We start from the raw sequence: 10,474 nt of genomic DNA, 5'->3' as shown, positions 1-10,474 counted from the left end.
CACTGCATCGCCAACACCCGAATCCGACGCTGCTTCGCGAACGTCACCGACTCCGCCGGACTCCCGTACCCGACACCGACTCCGCCGGACTCCCGTACCCGACACCAGAGCGAGTCTTCACCTCCACGAACACAATCCGATCACCGGATGTCGCAATCACATCCAACTCGCCGTACCGACAACGCCAATTACGCTCGACAATCTCCAAACCCGCATCGATCAGGAACTCGACAGCCACATCCTCGCCCCGAGCACCCAACGCCATATTCCTCGCCATCACAGCCCCCACCACTCACACCCCGCGCCCGCCCATACGAAACGCGTCCCACCCACCACCCTCGACCCACCACCACAAAACCAAGCCACCCACAACCAACCTGTGGACAACCCAGAACCTGTGGAATCCGGCAGCGCGATACATCAACGACGGCGCACAATCCGACAATTTTCTGAAATCCCCAAAAATTGGACGAAAGTCCAGTAGAACTAGTTACAGTTTTGCTCAAACCGTCACGCACCCCGCTGAATGGAGTTCTACATGGCCCGCCGCTCACTTCGCCACGCAGTAGCAACCACCACATCCCTCGTTCTCATCGCCGCCGGCGTCACTGTTGGACTTGGCGCCTCGGTGGCGCAAGCAGCACCGGCCTGCGCGCTCAACCAGTCGGTCACCGACAGTTGGGCCGGTTCCCTCGGGACGCCGTACACCGTCAGCAAGGAGGTTGTCGGCGACGGCAAGGTCGCAGCGGGTCAGACGGTCACCTACATCACCAAGGTTTCCGGTTCCGGAGCCCTCGTCAATCAGATCCGCGATTTCCACCCGGCAGGATTCCAGCTCGTCAAGGCTCGCCTGAACGTCAAATGGCTTATCGGCGACCAGAAGTGGGACGACGTCACCAAGACCGTCGTCGTCGGCAATAACTCCGTGGTGGCAAAGGGCGGCGGATGGACCACTGCGGGCGGCGGCGTCATCGCTTTGGAAACCACCTACAAAGTTCCCGATAACGCAGTTGTAGGCACGCAGCTCGACAGCGGCGCCGGCACCAACATTGTGCTGGCGGCGGGCGACTGGAACATCAATCCGATGGGCGTCTGCGTCACCATCCGGCAGCCGAACCCCGTCGAGGCGGGCGCCGGAAGCCTCGAGGACATGGGCTTCGGCTCACTCAACTCCGGATCGGGCCAGGTATTCGGCTCCCTGACCGACCCGCAGGGGTCGATGACCAATGTCATCAGCGGCGTCTTGGGCAATGTGCTCGGCAACATGAGCTGACTCAGTTCGGTTTAGTAAATGGGCCGGGCCACCAGCACATGCTGGCAGCTCGGCCCATTTCTACGTTTTCGAAACAAGTTTGGCCATCAACGAATTTCGTCAAGGTCGTCAGCGACTCACTGCATCAGCTTTCGCACCGTACCGGGCCGGCGTCGTACCGAAGGTTTCCCGAAATGCGGCGATGAACCCACTATTGGTCCGGTAACCCACCTGCGGGGCAACGTCATTGACACCCTCACCCCGCGCGAGCATCTCGAGTGATGCGTACATGCGTGCCCGAGTTCTCCACTGCCCGAGGGTAATCCCGGTATTGGCGACAAAGGCTCGCATCAAGGTCTTGGAACTGACCCCGAGTTCGCCCGCCCACTCCCCCAGCCTCCGTGAGTCCGCCGGATCAGCGAGGATCCGGGCTGAAACCGAACTCGCCGCAGCGTTGCGAGGAACCGCGAGGACGTCGTGCCGTTCGGGTGCTGAAGCAAGAATGTCGTAGAGCAACTCCTGACTCATCAAACGCCGAGCATCGTCGATGGTCCGGTCGGCGAGGTGCCGCAGCAATTGAGCGGACAGAGCATCGACTTCGAGAACACGTGGCTGAGTCCACCGCGGCCCGGCAGGGCGTAGATCCGGACGCGCATAGGCCGCGATCATGCATCCCTCCGTCAGAAGAGTCATGTCATGGAGGACGGTGCCCGGCAGCCAGACCAAGTGTTCGCTGTGCAGGTGCCACACATTGCCCCCGGCAGCGATCTGCATCGTGCCTTCACTCATCCAGGCGATCTGATGCTCCGGGTGTCGATGAGCTCCGTACGCGGTCACGCCGTCGACGATGTTGGCGTAAACCTGAAAATCTTTGAATGTCCGTCCGCGACTATCGGGGAGCGCTAGCAAGGAGTTTGGGCGAGTCGAGTACTCGAGAGTGGACATTTTGCGTCTTCCTGGGCGTATCCGAGTCCATCCGGAAGGATGGACCGACAATTCTGCAAAGGTTAGCCTCACTTTATTGCTGATGCGACCAGTTCAGCACTTTCCTGCGGAACTCAGATCACTCGCCCACCACTTCGAAGGAGCATGTACGTGCCCTCACGTAGCACCCGAATCCTCGCCGCCCTACTCACGACGGCCGCGATCATCGGGTTCTCGACCGCCTGCGGAACCTCGCAAGGCGTCGACACCACATCAGCGACCCAGAGCAACGACGCATTCCCCGTGACGATCGAGCACGCCCTGGGTTCGACGACAATCGACGCCGAACCACAGCGCGTCGTCACACTCGGCTAGACCGATCACGAACCACTGCTTGCCTTGGGAGTCGAACCCGTCGGCATGGCCGAATGGTGGGGGTCCGGCATGGATGAAAGCTGGCCGTGGACGAAGGACTACTGGAAGGGGAAAACTCCGACGTACATCAACAGCGGCGGAGACTTCAACTTCGAGCAAATCGCCTCCCTCGCACCAGATCTGATCCTCGCGCTGTACGCCGACATCGACACGGACACCTACAAGAAGCTGACCTCGATTGCGCCGACCGTCGCGCAGAGCAAGGACTACGACGCATACACAACGCCGTGGACCGACATGACGGTCACCGCCGGGCGCGCCCTCGGCAAAGAACCACAAGCTCGACAATTGATCACGGATACCGAAAACGCGTTTGCCACCGCTCGCGCTGCGCACCCGGAATTCGCCGGGCAAACCGCGACGATCGTCAACCTCGACACTCCCGAGGGATACGTGTTCTCGTCGCACGACCCACGCGGAATCCCCTATGCCATCGACCAGCTGACAGCTACCTTGTCGAAGTAGACAACAGGACCAGGTATCGAAAATATGTTCGAAGAGTGTTAGCCTCAATCCCAGGAAGCACCCACGAACATCGAGGACCGCCATGGACGAGGTACCGGACACCGCGTTAGATCTGGCTCGACTGGTCGACGAGCTGACGGTTCTCGACCAGCGACGCGTCGACATCGGCGAGAGCTTGGTTCACCTCGAGTACCTCTACTCCCGAATGGGCGCTCGGCAACAGGCAGATGCTGCCCGAAAAGCCTTCCAGGAGAAGTATGTCGGGCGAATCTACGAACTCGCAGACGGCCTGCGCACCTGAAAAGGGGTTGCACACAACCACGGACGAAGCGCATGGTCATCCTGCACGACACACGTCGGACCGATCGGTTCGGCTGTGAACTATGTGGGAGAAATCTGATGGAGAAGATCACCAAAAGGCTGTGGAACTGGGCATCGATACTCGACGAGAACACTCGTGAGCAAGCGCTGCGCACGTCCCAGATGCCTTTTGTCCGTCCACATCTGGCATTGATGCCGGATGCGCACCTCGGTGCGGGTGCGACGGTGGGTTCGGTCATTCCGACGGAAGGCGCAATCATGCCCGCCGCCGTCGGAGTCGATATCGGCTGCGGAATGATCGCGGTCAAAACCCAGTTCAGCGCACGCGACCTTCAAGGCCGCGACCTGGGCGTTCTTCGCCACAGCATCGAACGCTCCGTCCCGCTCTCGGCAGGTGTCTACAACACGACGCTGAGCGACACGGCGCACATCCGCATCGCAGAACTCGAGGCGATGGCGGGCGATCGTCTGGCCTTCTACGACAAGTTCAAGAACAACTGGAGGTTTCAGCTCGGAACGCTTGGTTCGGGTAACCACTTCATCGAGGTGACGCTCGACGAAAGCGACGGCGTCTGGCTTTTCCTGCACTCGGGAAGCCGCGGTATCGGAAACAAGCTCGCGCAGCATCACATCAAGATCGCCAAGGACTTGTGCGAGCGGTGGTACATCGACCTTCCCGATCCGGATCTTGCCTACCTGGTCGAGAAGACACCCGAATTCGACTCGTACATCACCGATCTCAACTGGGCTCAGCATTTCGCCCTGCTCAACCGAGAAGAGATGATGGACCGCGTCGTGAAGGACTTCGCGCATTTCATGGGTGACGGCAAACCCGCGATCATCGACGAGCTCGAGCGGATCAACTGCCACCACAACTTCACCCAGAAGGAGTTCCACATGGGTCGCGGTGTGTGGTTGAGCCGTAAGGGTGCGATCAAGGCAGACGAGGGCACGCCCGGGCTCATCCCCGGTTCGATGGGAACCGCGAGTTACGTCGTCGTCGGCAAGGGAAACGTGCCCTCGTTCAAGTCCAGCCCCCACGGCGCGGGTCGGGTGTACGGACGTAACCAGGCACGCAAGACCTTCACCATCGAAGATCTCGACAAGGCGATGGTCGGCATCGAATACAAGCGCTCCGCGGCGTTCCTCGACGAGATCCCGGGTGCGTACAAGGACATCGACGTCGTGATGGACGACGCGAAGGACTTGGTCGAGATTCGACACACCCTGCGTCAGATCGTGAACGTAAAGGGCAACTGATCCGGCACAAAGCAGCGAAATACGAAGTGCCCCGCCAATATCGGCGGGGCACTTCGTCGTCGAGATCTGTGCAGCACGCACAGGTCAGTCAGGAAGGCGCAGATCCGGCTTGTCCAACTCTTCGATGTTGACGTCCTTGAACGTCACGACGCGCACGTACTTCACGAATCGCGCCGGGCGGTACATGTCCCACACCCAGGCGTCGGACATCCGCAGCTCGAAGTAGATTTCCCCGTCGGAATTGTGGGGCAGCAACTCGACCGTGTTGGCCAGGTAGAAACGTCGTTCGGTCTCCACGACGTAGGAGAACTGTCCGACGATGTCCCGGTATTCACGGTAGAGCGACAGCTCCATCTCGGTTTCGTACTTCTCGAGATCCTCGGCACTCATCGGTTTAGCCAGTCCTCCCAGTTCGTCTGAACTTCCATCATCCCGTACGGCCTGCACGTTGTTCCAACCGGACTCCCGCAGCCACCACGTTGGCATAGGTCATGCGGTGTTCGGGGCACGGCCCCAGGTCTTCGAGAGCGTCCATGTGCAGGGGCGTGCTGTATCCCTTGTGAATCGCGAAACCGTATCCGGGATGAGTGCTGTCCATCTCCGTCATCACACGATCTCGGGTGACCTTCGCGAGAACGCTGGCCGCGGCGATACATGCAGCGGCGCCGTCACCGCCGATGACCGGCAGCGAGGGAGCCGTCAAACCCGGAACCCGGAACCCGTCGGTGAGGACGTAGCCCGGTTCGAGGTCGAGGCCCGCAACTGCTCGTCGCATCCCCTCGATGTTGGCGACGTGGATACCGATCTGATCGACTTCCGCAGCGGGTACCGAAATAACACTCCACGCCAACGCCAAACGCTTGATGGCCGGGAAGAGCTCCTCGCGCGCGCGTTCGGTCAACTTTTTCGAATCGTCGAGCCGCGCCAGTGCCGCTTGCGGTTTCGGCGCCAGGACACACGCGGCAATGACGAGTGGACCAGCGCACGCTCCGCGCCCGGCTTCGTCGACGCCGGCGACCGGACCGAGTCCGGTTCGCGCCAACGCAGACTCCATCGTCCGCAGACCTGCCGATCTGCGAATGACAACGCGAGGGGGCCAACTACTCACTGTCTCTGCCTACTCGGAACTACGCGAATCCATGTGTGCGGTCCGACAACTCAGTTGCCCTGAATATCAGGCGCATCGATGCCGCCCATTCGCGACGGGGGAAGGACGATGAATCGAGCTTGACCGATGATGTTGTCGATCGGGACTGTTCCCTGGAACTCGTCATCCACGTGGTAGCGCGAGTCGGCGGAATTGCTGCGGTTGTCGCCCATGACCCACACGTGGCCCTCGGGAACGGTGATCGGTCCGAAGCATCGGCCCGACTTCACTTCGGTGTCACACGTTTGTGTTCCCGGAGTGAACGGGAAATCCATCTTGATGTACGGCTCGTTCAGCGGTTTGCCGTCGACCAGGACTCGGCCCTGGTCGTCACAGCATTCGACGGTCTGGCCACCTGTTGCGATCACTCGCTTGACCAAGTCGTTCTCGTCCGGCGGAACGAGGCCGACCCACGAACCGACTTCTTGAATGCCGCGGACTACAACGTTGTCGGACCGATTGGACACATATTTCGTGTTCCACGAATCGGGTCCCTTGAAGACGACGACGTCGCCGGGTTCCGGATCGCCGAAGCGGTATCCGATCTTCTCCACCACGATGCGGTCACCGGTACATCCTGCACAGCCGTGCAGTGTCGGTTCCATCGACTCGGATGGGATGAGAAAAACTCTGAAGACAAATGCCTGAAGGACGATGCTGAGTACCAGCGCTACGCCGATCAGAACAGGGAGCTCTCGCAGGAACGATCGCTGTTTCTTCTGCGGCCGATGTGAGGTCGGTTCCGCGGAACCGCTTGATCCCTCGTGATTCTCGGGTCCGGACGACAATGCCTGCTCCTTCGAAGAATCTGCCACAGAAACCAGATTAGCCCGACACCGCGCGTACGCGGTGCCGGGCTCATCGGAAAGATCAGCGCTTTTCCTTGATCTTCGCCTTCTTGCCACGAAGCTCACGGAGGTAGTACAGCTTGGCGCGACGGACGTCACCGCGGGTCAGAACCTCGATGGAGGCCAGCGTGGGGCTGTGAACCGGGAAGGTGCGCTCGACGCCGACGCCGAAGGAGACCTTACGGACGGTGAAGGTCTCGCGAACGCCGCCGCCCTGGCGACGAATAACGACGCCCTTGAAGACCTGCACGCGCTCCTTGGAGCCTTCGATAACCTTGACGTTCACGTTGAGCGTGTCGCCGGGACGGAACTCGGGGATGTCGTCGCGGAGCGACTTTTTGTCCAGGAAGTCCAGGGTGTTCATATGTCATCCTTGTATTTCGCAGGAGCAGAGGAACCGAGCGGCACGCGTTTCGGTCTCCCGAAACGGCGCTCGTCTGGTTCGTGCCCAGATCAAGTGCTGCTGCCTGGTCCAGGCAACCCGTCCATTGTGCCAGACGCGGACACCAGCGGGGAAATCGGCGGTGGCGGAGCCGCGTGGATGGTGTGGTCCAGTTCCTGCTCGGCCGCGGTCATCGCATGCTCGACGCTCGGTGATCCGGCAATCAGATCCTGGACATAGATCTTGGCCCGGATGACCGGTCGACGCCACTTCCGTTCACGCTCGAGCGCGCGGTTCATCCGTTTCGGCTTGCGCGTGTACCGCCAGCGAGCCCACGGTGCACCCGGCCGGCTCAAGCGAACCGCTCCGATTACCAGCAGCGGAAAGACGAATAGACCGACGAGCCCCGTCCAGATCTTCCCCTTGAGAATCACGATTGCCGCCAAGGCGAAGTTGATCAACGCGACGAAAACGAAGACCAATTTGATCCACGGATCTCGTTCTTCACGGAATCCGGCGACGTCGAGCAGTTCGAGGGGGCGGAAACCCAGCAGCACCAGACCGGTCACGGCGATCGCGACGAAGACCGCATCCACCGAGGTCCGACCTTGTTCGGACCAGTACACATCCTTCAGATAGAAGATCAGTGCGAACTCGTCGAGCACCAACGCCGCACCCATACCGAAGATCGCCGCCAGGACGGCGCCGGTGGTCTGCGAACCATCGACGTAGACCGCGATCAACGCACCACCGGAGATCATCATGGCGATCACACCGAACACGACGTGATGCACATGCTGACCTCCGGGCGCGATGTTGCCCGGCCACCATTTCACTTGCGCGCGAATCATCCGAACGCTGAGGCGGATGAAAAGGAACGCGGACAGGAACCCGAGCAGGAAGAACAGCAACGGCAATCGGCCATGGGCGATGATCTCGCGCTCGAGCCACTCTCGCATCGCTGTCCTCCCTTCACCGAATTCATGATCCGACCCTGATCGGATTCATACCGCCAACCGACTCGATTGTGACGATACGGACTTCGAAAACCCGGCGGACGGATTTACTTGCCGAAGCCCGCCTTGCGCAGAGCGTCGGCCATCGACCCGGCAGCAGGCGCGCGGTTGTCCGGTCGCTGCTCGCGTCCACCCTGGCGTCCGCCATTTCCTCGTTGCTGACCCTGTCCCTGACGCTGACCCTGCGGCTGGCCCTGACGCTGAGGTTGCCCACCACGCGGGCCTTCGGACTTGCGGGGCGCACCCACCTCGTCGTCGAGACGAAGCGTCAGCCCGATGCGTTGGCGTGCCTCGTCCACTTCGAGAACCTTCACCTTGACGACGTCACCGGATTTGACGACCTCGCGTGGGTCCTTGACGAAGTTGTGTGACATCGCGGAGACGTGAACCAGACCGTCCTGATGAACTCCGATGTCGACGAAGGCGCCGAAGGCTGCGACGTTGGTGACCACGCCTTCGAGAGTCATACCTGGCTTGAGATGCGCTACCTTCTCGATGCCTGCGGCAAAGGTCGCGGTCTTGAATTCAGGTCGTGGATCTCGTCCCGGCTTCTCCAACTCGGAGATGATGTCGGTGACGGTCGGTAGTCCGAATCGCTCGTCGACGTAGTCGGACGGCTTGACCGATCGAAGTGCCTGCGAGTTTCCGATCACGGTGCGCACGTCCCCGCCCGCACTCGCAACGATCTTGCGAACCACCGGATATGCCTCCGGGTGGACGCTCGACGCGTCGAGCGGGTCGTCACCGTCGGTGATCCGCAGGAAGCCTGCGCACTGTTCGAAAGCCTTGGGCCCCAGGCGGGAGACGTCCTTGAGTCCCTTGCGGGATTTGAACGGACCGTTCTGGTCCCGATGCGCAACGATGCTCTCCGCGAGAGAACCCGCGATTCCGGACACCCGAGCGAGCAGCGGCACGGACGCGGTGTTGACGTCGACGCCGACCGAGTTGACGGCATCCTCGACGACGGCGTCGAGGGAACGTGAGAGCAGCGATTCGGTGATGTCGTGCTGGTACTGACCGACACCGATGGACTTGGGATCGATCTTGACCAACTCCGCCAACGGATCCTGCAGGCGACGCGCAATGGACACCGCACCGCGAATCGAGACGTCGAGGTCGGGAAGTTCCTGCGACGCGTAGGCCGAAGCCGAGTACACCGATGCGCCTGCCTCGGAGACGACGATCTTGGTCAGGTTGGGCGCGCCGGTCTTCTTGATCAGTTCGGTAGCGAGCGTGTCGGTCTCACGTGAGGCCGTGCCGTTGCCGATGGCGATCAGTTCGACGCCGTGCTTGGCTACCAGCCCGGCAAGCGTCGCAAGAGCCGCGTCCCACTTGTTCTGCGGCTGGTGCGGGTAAATCGTCTCGTAGGCAACAACTTTGCCGGTTCCGTCGACGACGGCAACCTTCGTTCCGGTGCGGAATCCGGGGTCGAGTCCCATGGTGGGTCGGGCGCCGGCGGGAGCTGCGAGGAGTAGATCCTTGAGGTTGGTGGCGAAAACGTCGACGGCGTCCTTTTCGGCCGACTGCCGCAGACGCATCCGAGTGTCGATACCGAGCGTGACGGCGAACTTCGTCTTCCAGGCCCACTTGACGGTGTCGAGAAGCCACCCGTCGGCGGCCCGACCACGGTCGGCGATCTCGAACCGCGACGCGATGCGGCCTTCGTAGACCGTGCGCTCCCCCGCCGCGAGTTCTTCGGTGTCGGCCGCCATGTTGAGCGACAGCACCTCTTCCTTCTCGCCGCGCAGGACGGCGAGGATGCGGTGCGAGGGCAATTTGGAGAACGGTTCCGAGAACTCGAAGTAGTCAGCAAACTTCGAGCCATCGGTTTCCTTGCCCTTGCGGACCGAGGAGACGACCTGGCCGCGATTCCACATCAGCTCGCGCAATTCACCGACCAGATCGGCGTCCTCGGCGAAGCGCTCCACGAGGATCGACCGGGCGCCGTCGAGTTGTTCGTCCGAATACTGCGCGGGATCGGTGGTGGGATCTCCGATGAGAGCATCCGCGACGGGCTCGTGGCCGGCTTCGCGGGCGATCTGCGCCTTGGTGCGCCGCTTCGGCTTGAAGGGCAGGTAGATGTCCTCCAGCCGCGCTTTCGTCTCGGCCAGCATGATCTGACCGCGCAGTTGGTCGTCGAGTTTGCCCTGAGAGTCGATCTCCGTGAGCACGGCGTCACGACGGTCGTCGAGCTCGCGGAGATACCGCAGCCGCTCGTCCAGGAGTCGCAGCTGGGCGTCGTCGAGCGTGCCGGTGACTTCCTTGCGGTACCGGGCGATGAAGGGCACCGTGGCTCCGCCGTCGAGAAGGTCGACTGCTGCTGCAACCTGGCCTTCGCGGACGTCGAGTTCCTCGGCAATGCGCTGGTTCACGGTCTTGAGAATCACGAGATCCGACCCTACCGCTATCCTGAGACAAGAAGAT

General features: G+C 61.4%; 12 protein-coding genes and 1 pseudogene. 5 read left to right on the top strand and 8 right to left on the bottom strand.

Annotated elements, in window-relative coordinates; genetic code table 11:
• Nucleotides 1–277: pseudogene (locus V3587_RS18160) on the bottom strand (YraN family protein); the annotation flags it as partial.
• 261 nt (nt 278–538) lie between these two features.
• Here V3587_RS18160 and V3587_RS18155 point away from each other — a divergent pair.
• Nucleotides 539–1,273, top strand: coding sequence for a hypothetical protein (locus V3587_RS18155; RefSeq protein WP_003942731.1), 735 nt, complete (start codon nt 539–541; stop codon nt 1,271–1,273).
• Nucleotides 1,274–1,381: 108 nt separating this feature from the next.
• On the opposite strand, the gene V3587_RS18150 is transcribed toward V3587_RS18155, so the two are convergent.
• Nucleotides 1,382–2,197, bottom strand: a complete 816-nt coding sequence (locus V3587_RS18150; RefSeq protein ID WP_283377078.1) for a helix-turn-helix transcriptional regulator — start codon at nt 2,195–2,197, stop codon at nt 1,382–1,384.
• 150 nt (nt 2,198–2,347) lie between these two features.
• On the opposite strand from V3587_RS18150, the gene V3587_RS18145 reads away from it, so the two are divergent.
• From V3587_RS18145 to V3587_RS18130, 4 genes are all read left to right on the top strand, one after another.
• Nucleotides 2,348–2,551 (top strand): hypothetical protein, encoded by a 204-nt coding sequence (locus V3587_RS18145; protein WP_283377077.1) that lies wholly within the window; start codon nt 2,348–2,350, stop codon nt 2,549–2,551.
• Nucleotides 2,552–2,620: 69 nt separating this feature from the next.
• Nucleotides 2,621–3,076, top strand: coding sequence for an ABC transporter substrate-binding protein (locus tag V3587_RS18140; RefSeq protein ID WP_283377076.1), 456 nt, complete (start codon nt 2,621–2,623; stop codon nt 3,074–3,076).
• A gap of 82 nt (nt 3,077–3,158) precedes the next feature.
• On the top strand, nt 3,159–3,377 hold the full coding sequence (locus V3587_RS18135) for a hypothetical protein (protein ID WP_124566304.1): 219 nt from the start codon (nt 3,159–3,161) through the stop codon (nt 3,375–3,377).
• Nucleotides 3,378–3,475: 98 nt separating this feature from the next.
• Nucleotides 3,476–4,657 (top strand): RtcB family protein, encoded by a 1,182-nt coding sequence (locus tag V3587_RS18130; protein WP_095969244.1) that lies wholly within the window; start codon nt 3,476–3,478, stop codon nt 4,655–4,657.
• 84 nt (nt 4,658–4,741) lie between these two features.
• On the opposite strand, the gene V3587_RS18125 is transcribed toward V3587_RS18130, so the two are convergent.
• From V3587_RS18125 to V3587_RS18100, 6 genes are all read right to left on the bottom strand, one after another.
• The gene (locus tag V3587_RS18125; protein WP_003942715.1) at nt 4,742–5,047 is read right to left on the bottom strand and encodes a DUF2469 domain-containing protein; all 306 of its coding nucleotides are present in this window, start codon (nt 5,045–5,047) and stop codon (nt 4,742–4,744) included.
• Between the two features lie 37 nt (nt 5,048–5,084).
• Nucleotides 5,085–5,765, bottom strand: a complete 681-nt coding sequence (locus tag V3587_RS18120) for a ribonuclease HII (RefSeq protein WP_095969243.1) — start codon at nt 5,763–5,765, stop codon at nt 5,085–5,087.
• A gap of 50 nt (nt 5,766–5,815) precedes the next feature.
• On the bottom strand, nt 5,816–6,619 hold the full coding sequence (gene lepB, locus V3587_RS18115) for a signal peptidase I (protein WP_200315319.1): 804 nt from the start codon (nt 6,617–6,619) through the stop codon (nt 5,816–5,818).
• Between the two features lie 55 nt (nt 6,620–6,674).
• Nucleotides 6,675–7,016 (bottom strand): 50S ribosomal protein L19, encoded by a 342-nt coding sequence (gene rplS / locus V3587_RS18110; RefSeq protein WP_003942791.1) that lies wholly within the window; start codon nt 7,014–7,016, stop codon nt 6,675–6,677.
• Between the two features lie 89 nt (nt 7,017–7,105).
• Nucleotides 7,106–7,993: a hypothetical protein gene (locus tag V3587_RS18105; protein ID WP_003942742.1), complete on the bottom strand. Its 888-nt coding sequence runs from the start codon at nt 7,991–7,993 to the stop codon at nt 7,106–7,108.
• A gap of 104 nt (nt 7,994–8,097) precedes the next feature.
• The gene (locus tag V3587_RS18100) at nt 8,098–10,437 is read right to left on the bottom strand and encodes a Tex family protein (protein ID WP_283377075.1); all 2,340 of its coding nucleotides are present in this window, start codon (nt 10,435–10,437) and stop codon (nt 8,098–8,100) included.
• Nucleotides 10,438–10,474: the final 37 nt, after the last annotated feature.

The organism is Rhodococcus sp. IEGM 1306, from assembly GCF_036541985.1.
Classification (GTDB): Bacteria; Actinomycetota; Actinomycetes; order Mycobacteriales; family Mycobacteriaceae; genus Rhodococcus_F; species Rhodococcus_F qingshengii.
Note: the sequence above shows the minus strand (reverse complement) of the source record. Positions and strands in the feature narration are given on the sequence as shown.

Excerpts from the sequence above, each read along its gene's own strand:
- V3587_RS18155 (WP_003942731.1), top strand. The coding sequence starts at position 539 with ATGGCCCGCCGCTCACTTCGCCACGCAGTAGCAACCACCACATCCCTC.
- V3587_RS18150 (WP_283377078.1), bottom strand. The coding sequence starts at position 2,197 with ATGTCCACTCTCGAGTACTCGACTCGCCCAAACTCCTTGCTAGCGCTC.
- V3587_RS18140 (WP_283377076.1), top strand. The coding sequence starts at position 2,621 with ATGGATGAAAGCTGGCCGTGGACGAAGGACTACTGGAAGGGGAAAACT.
- V3587_RS18135 (WP_124566304.1), top strand. The coding sequence starts at position 3,159 with ATGGACGAGGTACCGGACACCGCGTTAGATCTGGCTCGACTGGTCGAC.
- V3587_RS18130 (WP_095969244.1), top strand. The coding sequence starts at position 3,476 with ATGGAGAAGATCACCAAAAGGCTGTGGAACTGGGCATCGATACTCGAC.
- V3587_RS18125 (WP_003942715.1), bottom strand. The coding sequence starts at position 5,047 with ATGAGTGCCGAGGATCTCGAGAAGTACGAAACCGAGATGGAGCTGTCG.
- rplS (WP_003942791.1), bottom strand. The coding sequence starts at position 7,016 with ATGAACACCCTGGACTTCCTGGACAAAAAGTCGCTCCGCGACGACATC.
- V3587_RS18105 (WP_003942742.1), bottom strand. The coding sequence starts at position 7,993 with ATGCGAGAGTGGCTCGAGCGCGAGATCATCGCCCATGGCCGATTGCCG.